The sequence below is a fragment of the Sphingobium sp. FG58 genome (genome assembly GCF_057809055.1).
Genome location: NZ_JBMDJF010000003.1, coordinates 88,672 through 103,749, shown reverse-complemented (window position 1 = coordinate 103,749; position 15,078 = coordinate 88,672). Strand labels below are relative to the sequence as shown.

Annotated in this window: 14 protein-coding genes; 10 read left to right on the top strand and 4 right to left on the bottom strand. The window is 63.9% G+C overall.

Annotated elements, in window-relative coordinates; genetic code table 11:
• Positions 1-58: 58 nt before the first annotated feature.
• The 5 genes from ACODR8_RS05220 to ligA all read left to right on the top strand — a co-directional run bounded on the left by ACODR8_RS05220 (position 59) and on the right by ligA (position 6,324).
• Positions 59-1,078, top strand: a complete 1,020-nt coding sequence (locus ACODR8_RS05220) for a sensor histidine kinase (protein ID WP_489006266.1) — start codon at positions 59-61, stop codon at positions 1,076-1,078.
• Positions 1,079-1,134: 56 nt separating this feature from the next.
• Positions 1,135-1,920 carry an outer membrane protein assembly factor BamD gene (locus ACODR8_RS05215; RefSeq protein ID WP_037492428.1) on the top strand — a complete coding sequence of 262 codons (786 nt, stop codon included), beginning with the start codon at positions 1,135-1,137 and terminating at the stop codon, positions 1,918-1,920.
• Between the two features lie 51 nt (positions 1,921-1,971).
• A complete protein-coding gene (gene recN, locus ACODR8_RS05210) occupies positions 1,972-3,636 on the top strand; it encodes a DNA repair protein RecN (RefSeq protein WP_489006265.1) in 1,665 nt (554 codons plus the stop codon).
• Between the two features lie 98 nt (positions 3,637-3,734).
• Positions 3,735-4,109 (top strand): putative quinol monooxygenase, encoded by a 375-nt coding sequence (locus ACODR8_RS05205; RefSeq protein ID WP_489006485.1) that lies wholly within the window; start codon positions 3,735-3,737, stop codon positions 4,107-4,109.
• Positions 4,110-4,212: 103 nt separating this feature from the next.
• A complete protein-coding gene (gene ligA / locus ACODR8_RS05200; RefSeq protein ID WP_489006264.1) occupies positions 4,213-6,324 on the top strand; it encodes an NAD-dependent DNA ligase LigA in 2,112 nt (703 codons plus the stop codon).
• A 182-nt stretch (positions 6,325-6,506) separates the two neighbouring features.
• Here the strand turns inward: ligA and ACODR8_RS05195 are convergent, their stop codons facing one another.
• The gene (locus ACODR8_RS05195; protein ID WP_489006263.1) at positions 6,507-6,899 is read right to left on the bottom strand and encodes a winged helix-turn-helix transcriptional regulator; all 393 of its coding nucleotides are present in this window, start codon (positions 6,897-6,899) and stop codon (positions 6,507-6,509) included.
• Positions 6,900-7,004: 105 nt separating this feature from the next.
• Here ACODR8_RS05195 and ACODR8_RS05190 point away from each other — a divergent pair, with 105 nt between their 5' ends.
• The gene (locus tag ACODR8_RS05190) at positions 7,005-7,616 is read left to right on the top strand and encodes an NAD(P)-dependent oxidoreductase (RefSeq protein WP_489006262.1); all 612 of its coding nucleotides are present in this window, start codon (positions 7,005-7,007) and stop codon (positions 7,614-7,616) included.
• A 15-nt stretch (positions 7,617-7,631) separates the two neighbouring features.
• Here ACODR8_RS05190 and yghU read toward each other — a convergent pair whose 3' ends face one another.
• The gene (yghU, locus tag ACODR8_RS05185; protein ID WP_489006261.1) at positions 7,632-8,504 is read right to left on the bottom strand and encodes a glutathione-dependent disulfide-bond oxidoreductase; all 873 of its coding nucleotides are present in this window, start codon (positions 8,502-8,504) and stop codon (positions 7,632-7,634) included.
• A 294-nt stretch (positions 8,505-8,798) separates the two neighbouring features.
• Here yghU and groES point away from each other — a divergent pair, with 294 nt between their 5' ends.
• Complete coding sequence (gene groES, locus ACODR8_RS05180; protein WP_119745439.1) at positions 8,799-9,086, top strand: co-chaperone GroES; 288 nt, start codon at positions 8,799-8,801, stop codon at positions 9,084-9,086.
• Positions 9,087-9,136: 50 nt separating this feature from the next.
• A complete protein-coding gene (groL, locus tag ACODR8_RS05175) occupies positions 9,137-10,786 on the top strand; it encodes a chaperonin GroEL (RefSeq protein ID WP_294132361.1) in 1,650 nt (549 codons plus the stop codon).
• Between the two features lie 64 nt (positions 10,787-10,850).
• Here the strand turns inward: groL and ACODR8_RS05170 are convergent, their stop codons facing one another.
• Entirely contained in the window at positions 10,851-11,525 is a 675-nt protein-coding gene (locus tag ACODR8_RS05170) for a GNAT family N-acetyltransferase (RefSeq protein WP_489006260.1), read from the bottom strand.
• Between the two features lie 157 nt (positions 11,526-11,682).
• Between ACODR8_RS05170 and ACODR8_RS05165 the strand changes: the two genes are divergently transcribed.
• Positions 11,683-13,671, top strand: coding sequence for a putative bifunctional diguanylate cyclase/phosphodiesterase (locus ACODR8_RS05165; protein ID WP_489006259.1), 1,989 nt, complete (start codon positions 11,683-11,685; stop codon positions 13,669-13,671).
• Between the two features lie 20 nt (positions 13,672-13,691).
• Here the strand turns inward: ACODR8_RS05165 and ACODR8_RS05160 are convergent, their stop codons facing one another.
• On the bottom strand, positions 13,692-14,654 hold the full coding sequence (locus tag ACODR8_RS05160) for a crotonase/enoyl-CoA hydratase family protein (RefSeq protein WP_489006258.1): 963 nt from the start codon (positions 14,652-14,654) through the stop codon (positions 13,692-13,694).
• A gap of 238 nt (positions 14,655-14,892) precedes the next feature.
• Between ACODR8_RS05160 and ACODR8_RS05155 the strand changes: the two genes are divergently transcribed.
• The gene (locus ACODR8_RS05155) at positions 14,893-15,072 is read left to right on the top strand and encodes a hypothetical protein (protein WP_217671832.1); all 180 of its coding nucleotides are present in this window, start codon (positions 14,893-14,895) and stop codon (positions 15,070-15,072) included.
• The last annotated feature ends 6 nt before the right edge of the window (positions 15,073-15,078 follow it).

Here is a 15,078-nt window from a genome sequence, read left to right as displayed (position 1 = left end):
GATCAATGCATCCCACTAAGGTTCTGCTACTGTAACGATGGACCATTTGGGGAACATCATGCAGCGGAGCAACGCGCGCTTTGTCGAACGCCTGCCGCTCGTCCTCGATCGGCCAGCCTATGCCTATATATTGTCGCTGCTCTTTTGCGGCGGAGCTTTCATGCTGCGCATCGCGGCTGAACCCTTGCTGCCCAATGGCTATCCCTTTGTCACTTTCTTTCCGGCGGTCATCCTCTCCTCCTTCCTGTTCGGGGTCAGGCCGGGGATTTTCACCGCGCTTTTCTGCGGCCTGCTGTCCTGGTATGTTTTCATTCCGCCCTTCCACACGCTGGTGATGAACCCGGCGGTGGCCGTGGCGATGCTCTTCTACACCGGCGTGGTAGTGGTCGATATCTTGCTGATCCACTTCATGCAGCGCGCCAATTTCCATCTGGCGGTGGAGCGCGAACGCAGCCGGGCGCTGGCGGAAAATCGCGAGCTTCTGTTCCATGAACTCCAGCATCGCGTATCCAACAATCTGCAGGTCGTCGCCGCCATGCTGGCGCTCCAGCGGCGCCATGTGGATCATGATGTGGCGCGCAAGGCGCTGGACGATGCCTCGGCCCGGCTGGGGCTGGTCGGCCGGATCAGCCGCGCGCTCTATGATCCGTCGGGGCAGGGGCAGGATATCCGCGCCTTCCTGACCACGCTATCGGCCGATGTGCTGGAGGCCAGTGGCCGCACGGACATAGATGTCGCGGTGACCGCGCCCGACGGGCTGACGATCGAGCCTGCCATCACGGTGCCGCTGGCGCTGATCGTCGCGGAATCGGTCAGCAACGCGATCGAACATGGCCTGCCAGACCGGCCCGGCAAGGTCGTAGTGACGCTGGAGGAGGCGCAGGGCGCGCTGGCGCTGCGCATCGTTGATGACGGCCATGGCGTCGCCCCGGACTTTGAACATGGTACCAGCGATTCGCTGGGTCTGCGCATCGCCAATGCGCTGGCGGTGCAGCTGGGCGGGCGCTTTTCGCTGACGCCGGGGGCGAATGGCGGCGCGGTCGCGCGGCTCGATCTGCCGGCTCGGACGGCCTGTTGAACGTGACTCCATTCTGCCGCTTGGCGGCGGCGTGTCCCTCGGCTATGACCCGCCCCATGCTGATGAAAACTGTAACGCGCATCGGCGCGGCCACCGCCCCGCTTCTGCTTGCCACCCTGCTCGCAGGCTGCGCGACGTCCAAGAACAAGGCCGACACCCAATATGTCGCCCGCGACGTGTCGACCCTCTATAATAGCGGCAAGGACCGGCTCGATCGCGGTCAGTATAAGCTCGCTGCTGCTTTGTTTGACGAGGTGGAGCGCCAGCATCCCTATTCGCCCTGGGCGCGGCGGGCGCAGCTCATGTCCGCGTTCAGCTACTATATGAACAGCGACTATGCCGAATCCATCTCGGCATCGCAGCGCTTCCTGTCGATCCACACCGGCAACAAGGACGCGCCCTACGCTTATTATCTGATCGCGCTCTGCTATTATGAGCAGATTGCCGATGTCAGCCGCGACCAGAAGATTACGCAGCAGGCGCTGGATTCGCTGGGCGAACTGATCCGCCGCTATCCTGGCACCCGCTATGCCGCCGACGCGCGGTTGAAGGTCGATCTGGTCAACGACCATCTGGCCGGCAAGGAAATGGAAGTCGGCCGCTTCTACCAGCGGCGTGGCCAGTGGCTCGCCGCCACGCTGCGTTTCCGCGTCGTGATCGACAAGTACCAGACCACCACGCATACGCCCGAAGCGCTGGAGCGGCTGGTCGAATCCTATCTCTCGCTCGGCATCCCCGAAGAAGCGCGCAAGGCCGCAGCCGTGCTGGGCGCCAACTATCCCGGCACCAAATGGTATGAGCGCAGCTACAAGCTGATGCAGGAACATGGCAGCAAGGCGTAATCGCCTTTCTTGCCTGTTCCCCTTTTGTGCATTGACGGGTAGAAGCGCGTCATGCTGAGCGCTTTGTCCATCCGCAACGTCGTGTTGATCGAGGCGCTGGACCTGGATTTCGGTGCGGGCCTGTCCGTGCTGACCGGGGAGACGGGCGCGGGCAAATCGATCCTGCTCGATTCGCTGGGGCTGGCGCTGGGCGCGCGCGCCGATAGCGGCCTGGTCCGCAATGGCGAGGTGCAGGCCAGCGTCACCGCGACCTTCGATCCGCCGCCCGCCGACCATCGCGCCGCGATGCTGCTGGCGGACAATGGCATCGACATGGAGCTGGGCGAACCGCTGCTGATTCGCCGCACGGTGAAGGCCGATGGCGGCAGCCGCGCCTTCGTCAATGATTCGGCTTGTTCGGCGGCGCTGCTGCGCGAACTGGGCGGGTGCCTGGTGGAAATTCACGGCCAGCATGATGATCGTGGGCTGCTGAATGCGCGGGGGCATCGTGCGCTGCTCGACGCTTATGGTCGCTGTGATGCGGGCGCGGTCGGCGCGGCATATGGGGCGTGGCGCAAGGCGGCAAGCGCTCTTGCTGAAGCGCGTGCTACCGTCGATACCGCCGCGCGCGACCGGGATTATCTCGCCCATGCCGTCGATGAACTCACCCGTTTCGGGGCGCAGTCGGGCGAGGAGGCGACGCTGGCGGAAGAACGGGCGTCGATGCAGAAGGGCGCGCGCCTGACCGACGATCTGTCGGCGATCGCCGATTGCCTGACGGGCTCCGACGGTGGCCTTGCCCAGTTGCGGCAGGCGGCACGGCGGCTGGACCGGATCGCGGCGGAGGATGAGCGGCTGGCCGCCGTGCTGGAGGCGCTGGACCGCGCAGTGGTGGAGGCGGGCGAGGCGGAGGACCGGCTGGCCGAAGTGGCGGAGGCCTTGAGCTTCGATCCCGCCCGGCTGGACGATATCGAAACCCGACTGTTCGATTTGCGCGGGCTGGCGCGTAAGCATCAGGTGCAGCCCGATGATCTGGCGCAGCTGTGCGCGGAGATGGCCGCGCGCCTGACCGCTATCGAGGGCGGGGAGGAGCATATCGCTGCGCTGGAGGCCGATGTCGCGCAGAAGGCGGCGGCCTATCGCGCCGCCGCGCAGGCGCTGTCGGGTGAGCGCCAGATGGCTGCCGGCAAGCTGGACGCAGCGGTCGCGGCGGAATTGGCGCCCTTGAAACTCGACGCCGCCCGTTTCCGCACCGTGGTCGCGCCGCTCGATGAGGGGCAATGGACCGGGCAGGGCATGGACCGGGTCGAATTCGAGATTTCGACCAACCCCGGCGCGCCCTTCGCCCCACTGACCAAGATCGCTAGCGGAGGCGAACTCTCGCGCTTCATCCTGGCGTTGAAAGTCGCGCTGGCGGAGCAGGGCGGGGCGGACACGCTGATCTTCGACGAAATCGACCGGGGCGTCGGCGGCGCGGTGGCGTCTGCCATCGGCGAACGCCTCTCGCGCCTCGCGCGCAGCAACCAGATATTGGTCGTCACCCACAGCCCGCAGGTCGCGGCGCGCGGCGCTGGCCATCTGCTGATCGCCAAGTCGAGCGACGGCACGGTGACCCGGACGGGCGTTCATGCGCTGGACGATGCAGAACGGCGCGAGGAAATCGCACGGATGCTGTCGGGCGCGGAGATTACTGCAGAGGCGCGCGCGCAGGCGGAACGGTTGCTGGAGCGGGTGTAAGCCGGTGTTCCCGCGCAGGCGGGAACCCAGTCCCACGCTCCGAACTGGGTTCCCGCCTGCGCGGGAACACGGATGATGAGAGGGCGGAAGAAAGCATGATGACCCATAACCGCAGAGACATAATCGGTCTGACCGCCGCCGCCATGGCCGCCAGCGCCATCCCCGCCACCGCGCAAACGGCCCAGCCCCGTTATGGCCTGATCGGCCAGATGATCGCCAAACCCGGCAAGCGCGACGAATTGCTCGCCTATCTGCTCGAAGGCACGACCGGGATGCCCGGCTGCCTGTCCTATGTCATCGCGCTCGACACCGCCAATCCCGACGCGCTGTGGATCACCGAAGTGTGGGACAGCCGCGAAAACCACATGGCCTCGCTCAAACTGCCCGCCGTGCAGGCCGCTATCGCCAAGGCCCGCCCGATCATCGCCGGTTTCGGGCAGCGGTTCGAGACGGTGCCGGTGGCGGGGGTATAGCGCAACGTGCTCCCGCGCAGGCGGGAGCCTAGGGCGGCCGCTCGCTCCATCTGACCCTAGGCTCCGGCTTTCGCCGGAGCATAACAGCGGTTATGGCATCCCCATGACCGACCCTGCCTCCCTCTCCGAAGCCGAAGCCGCCAACCGTCTGATGCGTCTGGCGCGCGAAGTGGCCAAGCATAACCGGCTCTATCATGATCAGGACCAGCCTGAGATTACGGACGCAGCCTATGATGCGCTGATCCGTGAGAACAACGCACTCGAAGCGCAATTCCCGCACCTGGTCCGCGCCGATTCGCCCAATGCGCAGGTCGGGGCGGCACCCACCTCCGCGCTGAAGAAAATCCCCCACGCCGTCCGCATGATGAGCCTCGATAATGGCTTTGCGGACGACGACATCGCCGAATTCCTTGCCCGCGTCCGCCGCTTTCTGGCGCTGCCCGACGATGCGCCGGTCGCACTGACCGCAGAGCCGAAGATTGACGGCCTGTCCTGCTCTTTGCGCTACGAGAAGGGCGAGCTGGTGCTGGCCGCGACGCGCGGCGACGGCGCGACGGGGGAGGATGTCACCGCCAACGTGCGCACCATCGCTGATATTCCCCAACGCCTGACGGGCGACGCAATCCCCGACCTGTTCGAAGTGCGGGGCGAGGTTTATATGGCCAAGGCGGATTTCACCGCGCTCAACGCCCGGTTGCTGGCCGAAGCCGACGAGCCGGACAAGGCGCGGCAATTCGCCAACCCCCGCAACGCCGCCGCCGGATCGCTGCGGCAGAAGGACGCGACCGTTACCGCCAGCCGCCCGCTGCGCTTCCTGGCCCATGGCTGGGGCGCGTACAGCGCCTTGCCCGCCGACACGCAACTGGGCGTGATGCAGGCGATTGCGGCATGGGGTCTGCCGGTATCGGATCGGCTGCTGCGGGTAGATACCCTCGAAACCCTGCTCGCCCATTATCGCAGCATCGAAAGCGCGCGTGCCGACCTGCCCTTCGACATTGACGGGGTGGTGTATAAGGTCGACCGGCTCGACTGGCAGCAGCGGCTGGGCTTTGTCGCCAAGGCGCCGCGCTGGGCGATCGCGCATAAATTCCCTGCCGAACGCGCGCAGACGACGCTGGAGGCGATCGACATTCAGGTCGGCCGCACCGGCAAGCTGACCCCGGTGGGTCGCCTGACCCCGGTGACGGTGGGCGGCGTGGTCGTCTCCAACGTCACGCTGCACAATGCCGACGAGATTGCGCGGCTGGGCGTACGCCCCGGCGACCGGGTCATCGTCCAGCGCGCGGGCGACGTCATCCCGCAGGTGGTGGACAATCTCGACCGCGACCGTCCCGGTGCGCCCTATATCTTCAAGCCCGAATGCCCGATCTGCCAGAGCGAGGCGGTGCGTGAGGAAGGGGAGGTCGATTATCGCTGCACCGGCGGCCTCATCTGCCCCGCGCAACGGTTCGAGCGGCTGCGCCATTTCGTCAGCCGGGTTGCGCTGGATATCGAAGGGCTGGGGGAAAAGTCGATCCAGGAGTTTCTTGACCTGGGCTGGATCACCGAGCCGGCCGATATTTTCCGCCTGAAACGCCACCGCCCCGACCTGATCGGTCGGGAGGGGTGGAAGGAAAAGTCGGTCGACAATCTGCTCGCCGCGATCGAGGCGAAGCGCGCGCCGGACGCGGCGCGGCTGCTCTTCGGCCTGGGCATCCGCCATGTCGGCGCGGTGACGGCACGCGACCTGCTAAAGCGTTATACGACGCTGCCGGGCGTGCGCGCGCTGGCGGAAGAGATTATCGACCTGCGCGATCAGCCATTTGACACGCCCGCCAAGCGCGACAAGGCAATTGCCGACCATATCGGGGTGGAGAATGTCGGTGCGGCGGTGGGCCATGCGCTCGCCGATTTCTTCCACGAACCGCATAATGTCGCGGCGTGGGACGATCTTCTGTCCGAAGTATCGCCGCCCGATTATATCGTGGAAACCACCGCCAGCGCCGTCACCGGCAAGACCGTCGTGTTCACCGGCAAGCTGGAAACGATGAGCCGCGATGAGGCCAAGGCGCAGGCGGAACGGTTGGGCGCAAAGGCGGCAGGATCGGTCAGTGCCAAGACGGATCTGGTGGTCGCGGGGCCGGGGGCCGGGAGTAAATTGAAGCAGGCCGCGGCGCTGGAGATCAAGGTGATCAGCGAAGAGGAATGGGCGGAGATTGTGAAGGCGGCGGGGTAATATTAGGGCTTAAGGATTGTGTGTTCGTCTCCCCTCCCCGACGGGGAGGGGTCGGGGGAGGGGGAGTGAGGCGAAGCCGAGCGTCCACATTGGCGTCAGCACACCCCCTCCCAACCTCCCCCTCAAGGGGGAGGGGTCTTAAGGGTCAAGAGATTTTCAGCTTGGTACTCGACACGCCAATCCTAAGCCGCCATCGCCTCTACCCCCGCATCATGCGCCCGCCGCGCGGCCATGATGTCGCCGACATGGGCTTCGGCCCAGTTGGTGATCTGGTCCAATATGCCGATCAGTCCGCCTGCCAGCGGGGTCAGCCGATATTCCACCGTCACCGGCACGGTCGCAAAGGCGGCACGGCTGACCAGGCCGTCGCGCTCCAGGCTCTTCAACGTCTGCGACAACATCTTTTGCGAAATCGCGCCGATCCGGCGGCGCAACAGGTTGAAGCGCACTGGCCCGTCCTTCAGCCTGATCAGCACCAGCACCGCCCATTTGTCGCCGATCCGGTCGAGGATATGCCGGGTCGGGCAATCGGGATTATAGACGTCGCCGATGCGGGACGGCGGAATGGACGACATGGGCAGTATCCTTGGTGTAACCAGGTGAAGGCCAAGTGCCTTCTTGCACCGCTGATAGCCTAATCTCTATCTGGTTTCCATTGGTAACCACGCATGGAGACGAACATGAAAGTAGCGATCATCGGCGGCACGGGTCGTGCGGGGCAGGAAATCAGCGCGGAACTGGCCCGGCGCGGGCATCAGGTGACGGCCATTGCCCGTCATCCCGAAAATGCGGTGCAGGATGCCGGGGTAACCGCGGTTGCGGGCGACGTCAACCATCCCGAAGCGCTGGTACAGGCCATCGCGGGCCATGATGCCGTGGTCAGCGCCGTGATGTTTTCCGATACCGATCCGGCGTCGCTGATCGACGTCGTGCGCCAGTCGGGCGTGCCGCGCTATCTGGTCGTGGGCGGGGCGGCCAGTCTGGAGGTGGCGCCGGGCGTGCTGCTGCTCAGCACGCCGGACTTCCCCAAGGAATATTTTGCCGAAGCCAGTCGGGGCAAAGCGTTCCTCGACTATCTGCGCGGCGTGGACGACATTGACTGGACCTATTTGTCGCCCTCGGCCTTGTTCTTCGTCGGCCCGCGCATCGGCAGTTTCCGGCTGGGCGCCGACCAGTTGCTGGCCGATGCCGATGGCAATAGCAGCATATCCTATGCCGACTATGCCATCGCGCTGGTCGATGAAATCGAAACGCCGCGCCACAGTCGTCAGCGCTTCACCGTCGGTTACTGATGCGAGGAGGGGGCGTCAAACCGCCCCCTCAACCTTGTCCTGCGTTTTGGTGGCAAAGTCGCTCGCGGCGTGGCGCTCATGCAATTGGCCGTCGAGCGGGCCGTTAACCTTGTTGACCATCCGCCCGCGCGTCACCGCCGGGCGCGCGTCAATCTGCCGCGCCCAGCGCAGCAGATTGGTGTAGCTGCCAGCGTCCAGAAATTCCGCCGCGTCATAGGCGCGGCCCAGCACGACGCCACCATACCAGGGCCAGATGGCGATGTCGGCGATGCTATATTCGTCGCCCGCGACATAGTCGTTTTCCGCCAGATGCCGGTCCAGCACGTCGAGCTGGCGCTTCACTTCCATCGTGTAGCGGTTGATCGGATATTCATATTTTTCCGGGGCATAGGCGTAGAAATGACCAAAGCCACCGCCCAGCAAAGGCGCGCTGCCCATCTGCCAGAACAGCCAGCTGAGCGCGGCTGTCCGCTTGGCGGGATCGGTCGGCAGGAAGGCGCCGAACTTTTCGGCCAGATAGAGCAGGATCGCGCCCGATTCGAACACGCGCTGCGGCGGGGAGACGCTATGGTCCATCAGCGCGGGGATCTTGCTGTTGGGATTGACCGCCACGAAGCCGCTGGAAAACTGGTCGCCATCGCCGATCTTGATCAGCCAGGCGTCATACTCCGCCGCAGTAAATCCCGCCTCCAGCAATTCCTCCAGCAGGATCGTGACCTTCTGCCCATTGGGCGTGGCCAGCGAGTAGAGCTGGAGCGGATGCTGCCCCACCGGCAGATCCTTGTCATGGGTCGCGCCCGCGATCGGCCGGTTGATATTGGCGAACTGGCCGCCGCTGGCCTTGTCCCATGTCCAGACGGCAGGCGGGGTGTAGGTTGGATCGCTCATGGGGGAGAGGCCTCTCGTGGATGCTGATCCGCGTCAGGTAGGAAGCGCCCCGCCGCACCGCAACGGCGCTGAGGGATGTTGCATGGAAAATCATCGGTCGCGAAAAAATGCGCATGGAAGGTCTTGACCGATCTTCCGGTTGCGCCATATCAAGCCGCGCTAGCACTCTCCTTCAATGAGTGCTAACAGCGACGCAGTTTATCGGGAGAAGGATAAGGCGAGGGCGGTTTTCGGGGGATTCATCCCCGGATCGCGCGCCGGACCCATCCCAAACAGAAGGGAAAGGCAATCAACATGGCATTTCGTCCATTGCACGACCGTGTTCTCGTCCGCCGCATCGAAGCGGAAGCAAAGACCGCCGGTGGCATCATCATCCCCGACACCGCCAAGGAAAAGCCGCAGGAAGGCGAAATCGTCTCCGTCGGCACCGGCTCGAAGGCCGAAGATGGCAAGGTGACCCCGCTCGACGTCAAGGCTGGCGACCGCATCCTGTTCGGCAAATGGTCCGGCACCGAAGTCAAGGTCGACGGTGAAGACCTGCTGATCATGAAGGAATCGGACATTCTGGGCGTCGTCGCCTAAGTCGTTCGTTTTCCTGACTATTCCCATTTGCAAGAAAGAGGGTTTTTCCCATGGCTGCAAAAGACGTAAAATTTTCCCGCGACGCTCGTGAGCGCATTCTGCGCGGTGTCGACATCCTGGCCGACGCGGTCAAGGTGACCCTGGGGCCAAAGGGCCGCAACGTCGTCATCGACAAGAGCTTCGGCGCCCCCCGTATCACCAAGGACGGCGTCAGCGTCGCCAAGGAAATCGAACTCAAGGACAAGTTCGAGAATATGGGCGCCCAGATGGTGCGCGAAGTCGCTTCCAAGACCAACGACATTGCTGGCGACGGCACGACCACTGCGACCGTTCTGGCGCAGGCGATCGTTCGTGAAGGCATGAAGTCGGTTGCCGCCGGCATGAACCCGATGGACCTGAAGCGCGGCATCGATCTGGCCGTCATCAAGGTTGTCGAGGACCTCAAGGCCCGTTCCAAGCCCGTCGCCGGGACCAAGGAAATCGCCCAGGTCGGCATCATCTCGGCCAATGGCGACACCGTGGTTGGCGAAAAGATCGCCGAAGCCATGGAGCGCGTCGGCAAGGAAGGCGTGATCACGGTTGAAGAAGCCAAGGGTCTCGAATTCGAGCTGGACGTCGTCGAAGGCATGCAGTTCGACCGCGGCTATCTGTCGCCCTATTTCGTGACGAACCCGGAAAAGATGGCTGTAGAGCTGGCTGATCCGTACATTCTGATCCACGAAAAGAAGCTCAGCAACCTCCAGTCGATCCTGCCGATCCTCGAAGCGGTCGTTCAGTCGGGTCGTCCCCTGCTGATCATCGCTGAGGACATCGAAGGCGAAGCGCTGGCGACCCTGGTCGTCAACAAGCTGCGCGGTGGCCTGAAGGTCGCAGCGGTCAAGGCCCCTGGCTTTGGCGATCGTCGCAAGGCGATGCTGGAAGATATCGCTGTCCTGACCAAGGGCGAAGTGATTTCCGAAGATCTGGGCATCAAGCTGGAGAATGTCACGCTGGCGATGCTCGGCACCGCCAAGCGCGTCACCATCGACAAGGACAACACCGTCATCGTCGATGGCGCTGGCGACCATGACTCGATCAAGGGCCGTACCGAGCAGATCCGTCAGCAGATCGAGAACACCACCTCGGACTATGACAAGGAAAAGCTGCAGGAACGTCTGGCGAAGCTTGCTGGCGGCGTTGCCGTCATCAAGGTTGGCGGCGCTTCGGAAGTCGAAGTCAAGGAACGCAAGGACCGCGTCGACGACGCGCTGCACGCCACCCGTGCGGCCGTTGAAGAAGGCATCGTCCCCGGCGGCGGCACCGCACTCCTCTATGCGACCAAGGCTTTGGCCGGCATGAAGGGCGCGAACGACGACCAGACCCGTGGTATCGACATCATCCGCAAGGCGATCGAAGCGCCGCTGCGCCAGATCGCCCAGAATGCGGGCGTCGACGGTGCCGTGGTTGCCGGCAACCTGCTGCGCGAAAATGACGAGACCCGTGGTTTCAACGCCTCGACCGACGTCTATGAAAACCTGGTGGAAGCCGGCGTGATCGACCCGACCAAGGTCGTTCGTGCGGCGCTGCAGGACGCGGCCTCGGTCGCTGGCCTGCTGATCACCACCGAAGCGGCGATCTCCGAAATGCCTGCCGACGACAAGTCGCCCATGGGCGGCATGCCCGGCGGCGGCATGGGCGGCATGGGCGGCATGGACTTCTAAGTCCAACGCTCTCGCTACGACAAGAAGAGGCCGGTGGAGCGATCCACCGGCCTTTTTCGTGAGGTCAACGCACCAGCACCACCATCGGCAGCTCCGCCCGCACCGCAAAGCCCAGCGTCTCGTAGAGGGCGATCGTCCGGTCATGGGCCGCATAGGCATGCAGGAAGGGCGTCTCGCCCCGGTCCAGCATTGCCTGCATGACGATCCGCATCAGTGCGCCCGCGAGACCCCGTCCACGAAAATCGGGATGGGTGCAGACGCCGCTGACCTCGGTAAAGCCGGGCAGGCGCATCCGCTCGCCCGCCATCGCGACCAGTTGCCCATGCTCGCGCACGCCGATGAAGCGGCCCAGCCGATGGGTGAGCGGGTGGAAGGGGCCGGGCCGGGTCAATAACGCCAGCGCGCGCATCTCTTCCGCATCGGCTTCGCCCAGCACCGTCCACTCAAACGGCGGTGCCTGGGCAGGGGTAACCGTTGTTGCGACCATCTGCGCCAACGTCGCGGTGCGCGCGATCGTCATATCCGGCGGCTCCACCGCCACATCCTGTCCGACCAGCCACATTTCGCTATCGCCGGTTGCCATCGCGGCCAGCGCGATCAGGCTGTCCGGGCCGTCATCTCCGGTCGCCGCAAAGGGGCCATAAGCGGGATCGAGCCGCATCGCCCTGTCATCCCCCTGCGCCAACGCCCCCCAACCGCTGCGCAGCGTATGCCAGACGGGACGATCAAGCGGGTGCATCGGGCAGGCTCCGGGCTATGGGTTCGGGAAGGGGCTGCCATATCAGCCCGACCGGCCGGTTCAAGCCGGGCAACCCTTCGGATGGCGCTGCCGCAATATTAACCAAAAAATAAAGGGAAAATGCGACACCGGGTCTGGGAACCGGAGACCCGCTAATTTGCGCGCTTTGAGGACATTGCTGGAAAAGCGCTTGGCGCGAGGACCGGGGCAGGACGCCGACGTTCGGCGTAGCCTCGTCGAATCCCTCTATGCGTCTCCTGCATCCCTGACCATCGGCGCGGCCACTGGCACCGCCGTAGGCATCGTTATCAGCAGCATGAGCGACTTTCCGGCGATCCATGCTGTCGTGATCGCAATCTGCGTGGTGGCCACTCTCCGTGTCATTTCCGCAGTTTTCTTCCATCGCCAGCTGGTGCGCGGCACCGCCGTCGCCTCGCGCAACTGGGAACTGGCCTATGAACTGGGCGCCTGGGCCTATGCCGGGCTGCTGGGGTTGATGGGTTTCGTGACGCTGATCGGATCGGCCAATCCGGTCATCCATATGCTGAGCGTGTCAATGGCGACGGGCTATGCAGGCGGTATCTCCGGCCGCAATGCAGGGCGCGTCCAGATCGCCATCGGGCAGGTGTGCCTTACCCTGCTGCCGACCGCGACCGGGCTATGGCTGGAAGGATCGACCGGCTATCGCGTCCTGTCGATCGCCATGGTCGCCATGGTGCTGGGTCTGGCGGAAATCAGCTCGACGACCCATCGCATCGTTGTCCAGGCGCTGGTCGGCAAGCGTGACAAGTCGCTGCTTGCTGAAAAATTCGAGCGACTCGCCCGCTTCGACAGCCTGACAGGCCTTGAAAACCGCATGGCGATGCAGATGCGGCTGCGCGAAATCTTCGAAACCAGCCAGAAGCGCAACGATGCCGTCGCCATATTGTGGATGGACATTGACCGGTTCAAGGAAATCAATGATTCGCTGGGCCATATGGTCGGCGACCAGTTGCTGCGCGCGGTGGCGGAGCGGCTGGACGAGGTCGTGCAGGGCCGCGGCCGGATCGCGCGTTTTGGCGGCGATGAATTTGTCATCATCTGCGCCGATACGGACCGGGTGACGGCGGCGGCGATCGCGCAGGAAATCATCACCTATTTCGCCCATGGCTTCGACCTGTCGGACAATCATCTCCAGGTGACCGCCTCCATCGGCTTCGCCGTCGCGCCACAGGACGGGCGCGACATGGACGAGTTGATGCAACATGCCGACCTGGCGCTCTACGAAGCCAAGCGGGAAGGGCGCAATCGCGCGTCCAGCTTCAACTGGTCGCTCAAGGAACGCTTCAATCGCGTCCATGAGATCGAGACCGGGCTGCGCCGCGCGCTGGAGACGAATGAACTCAAATTGCTGTTCCAGCCGATCGTCGATCTGGAAAGCGGCCATATCGATGCCTGCGAAGCACTGCTGCGCTGGGATCATCCGGTGCTGGGACCAATCTCGCCCGGCGAATTCATCCCGATCGCCGAAAGCATGGGCATGATCGAGGCGATGACCGGCTGGGTGCTGCGCGAAGCCTGTATCGCCGCTGCCTCCTGGCCCGGCGAGGTCCGCATCGCCATCAACGTGTCGCCTGCCTCATTGAAGTCGCATGACCTGCCCGGCAACGTCATCGCCGCGCTGCTGGAAACGGGCCTGCCCGCACGGCGGCTGGAGCTGGAAGTCACTGAGTCGATTTTCCTGGACGATAGCGGCCAGACCAACGCGATCCTGCGCGAATTGCAGCGCATCGGCCTGCGGCTGGCGCTCGACGATTTCGGCACCGGCTACAGCTCGCTATCCTATCTGCGCTCCTACCGGTTCGATACGCTGAAGGTGGACCAGAGCTTCATGGCGGGGGTCAGCTCCAATGCGGAGGACCGCGCGATCGTGCGCGCCATCGGTAACCTTGCCCGTGATCTGGCGATGGATACGGTGGCCGAAGGCATCGAGACGGCGGACCAGCTACACCACGCCCGTGAAGCCGGGTTCACCAATGTGCAGGGCTATTTGTTCAGCCGTCCGGTGACGAGCGAGCGGATCGCCGAAATGATCGCCGACGGTCCGCTCGAAGGGGGGGAACGCCCCGATCCCGTCATCCACAAACGGCCGCGGCGTCAGGCCTGACCCGCCGCCGCGACGGCGTTTCAGCGTAAGCGGGTCTGCGCCGCCGCCAGCCGCCGCATCATCCGCAAATCGCGATCGGACAGCGACAGGGCCGTATCGGTCCATGTCTCGACAATGTCGGTCAGTTCGGCCAGCGTCAGCGGATTGACCCGCCGTCCGGCCCGGTTGATGCCGACATAACCGGCATGATGCGCGCTATGGTCGGCAATCCATTTGGCGGTCGCCGCCTCGCCCTCGCCCGGATCGACGACCTGCGCAACAATGCCCATCTCGCACATTTCGTCCGCGCTGTAGATGCGCCCTTCGGCAATCATCTCTCGCGCCAGCACCGGGCCGACCCGCCGCGACAGCACCGAATAGGCGCCCATGCCGGGGAACAGGCCGAACAGGACTTCAGGCAGGCCGAATTTGGCCTGCCGCTCGGCGATGATGACGTCGAAGCACATCAGCGCTTCCAGCCCGCCGCCCAGCGCGTCGCCCTGCGCCAGCCCGATATTGATGATGTTCATGTCGTTGCAGTGCCAGATGCGATCGACAATCTCGCAACAGGCGACGCCATAGCTGAGCAATGTGGCGCGATCGCGGCGCTGGATGCATTCGGCGAACATTTCCAGATCGCCGCCCAGATTGAACACGCCGGGGAAGCGCGACCCCAGCACCATGAATTTGAGCGCGCCATCGCGACCGCTGCCGTCCGCGCCGCCATAGACGCGCTTGCTCTCGCGCTGCCACGCCATCGTGTCGCGAATCAGGCCCATATTGGAATTGGGCCGTTCATGCGGGGTCATGAAGGCCCACAGGGTCGCCAGTTCCTCGTCCCAGCGCACATCGATCTGGCCCAGGTCGAAAAGGGTGGAGCGGTCGGTCGGAGCCGCTATTTCCGTTACGGAAAAGGCCGGTTGATCGGTGTCAGGCGCAAAATGCTCCTCACCCGCGGTCTCGACCACGTCTCTTGCCGGATTAAACCGTCCTGAATCAATCATCTGCGTCCCCGTTTTTCTATTCCGACTGAACAGAACAGGCTCGCATGGAGGATGCAATCAACCCCCCGTCGGTGAACAGCACGTTAACTATTTTTGTAGGGAACTGTTGCAAACGCGTCGTCACAAAATGGCCTGAATGAGACTCGATGTGATGAAAATACAACAAACACGCCGGTTCCCGGCTGTTGTCGATCGTCGCTCAGGGCTTTGTTAACCTTTATTAATTAGCGACAGTCGGATGAACGACCGCGATCAGGACTCCAAATTTGTCACGCTGGCCCTCCATGATGCGGCGGGCGCGGCATGGCCGTTGCGCCTGTCGGCGGACTGCCTGCGCTTCATCGGTCCCTATCGCCGGGTCGAAGGCTTCAACATCGACGCGCTGATGCTGTTTGAAGGCGTGCGCAAGGCGGGTTGAACCCTT

Bases quoted from the DNA above. Each gene is read 5' to 3' on its own strand.
- ACODR8_RS05220 (WP_489006266.1), top strand. From the start codon at position 59: ATGCAGCGGAGCAACGCGCGCTTTGTCGAACGCCTGCCGCTCGTCCTC.
- ACODR8_RS05215 (WP_037492428.1), top strand. From the start codon at position 1,135: ATGCTGATGAAAACTGTAACGCGCATCGGCGCGGCCACCGCCCCGCTT.
- recN (WP_489006265.1), top strand. From the start codon at position 1,972: ATGCTGAGCGCTTTGTCCATCCGCAACGTCGTGTTGATCGAGGCGCTG.
- ACODR8_RS05205 (WP_489006485.1), top strand. From the start codon at position 3,735: ATGACCCATAACCGCAGAGACATAATCGGTCTGACCGCCGCCGCCATG.
- ligA (WP_489006264.1), top strand. From the start codon at position 4,213: ATGACCGACCCTGCCTCCCTCTCCGAAGCCGAAGCCGCCAACCGTCTG.
- ACODR8_RS05195 (WP_489006263.1), bottom strand. From the start codon at position 6,899: ATGTCGTCCATTCCGCCGTCCCGCATCGGCGACGTCTATAATCCCGAT.
- ACODR8_RS05190 (WP_489006262.1), top strand. From the start codon at position 7,005: ATGAAAGTAGCGATCATCGGCGGCACGGGTCGTGCGGGGCAGGAAATC.
- yghU (WP_489006261.1), bottom strand. From the start codon at position 8,504: ATGAGCGATCCAACCTACACCCCGCCTGCCGTCTGGACATGGGACAAG.
- groES (WP_119745439.1), top strand. From the start codon at position 8,799: ATGGCATTTCGTCCATTGCACGACCGTGTTCTCGTCCGCCGCATCGAA.
- groL (WP_294132361.1), top strand. From the start codon at position 9,137: ATGGCTGCAAAAGACGTAAAATTTTCCCGCGACGCTCGTGAGCGCATT.
- ACODR8_RS05170 (WP_489006260.1), bottom strand. From the start codon at position 11,525: ATGCACCCGCTTGATCGTCCCGTCTGGCATACGCTGCGCAGCGGTTGG.
- ACODR8_RS05160 (WP_489006258.1), bottom strand. From the start codon at position 14,654: ATGATTGATTCAGGACGGTTTAATCCGGCAAGAGACGTGGTCGAGACC.
- ACODR8_RS05155 (WP_217671832.1), top strand. From the start codon at position 14,893: ATGAACGACCGCGATCAGGACTCCAAATTTGTCACGCTGGCCCTCCAT.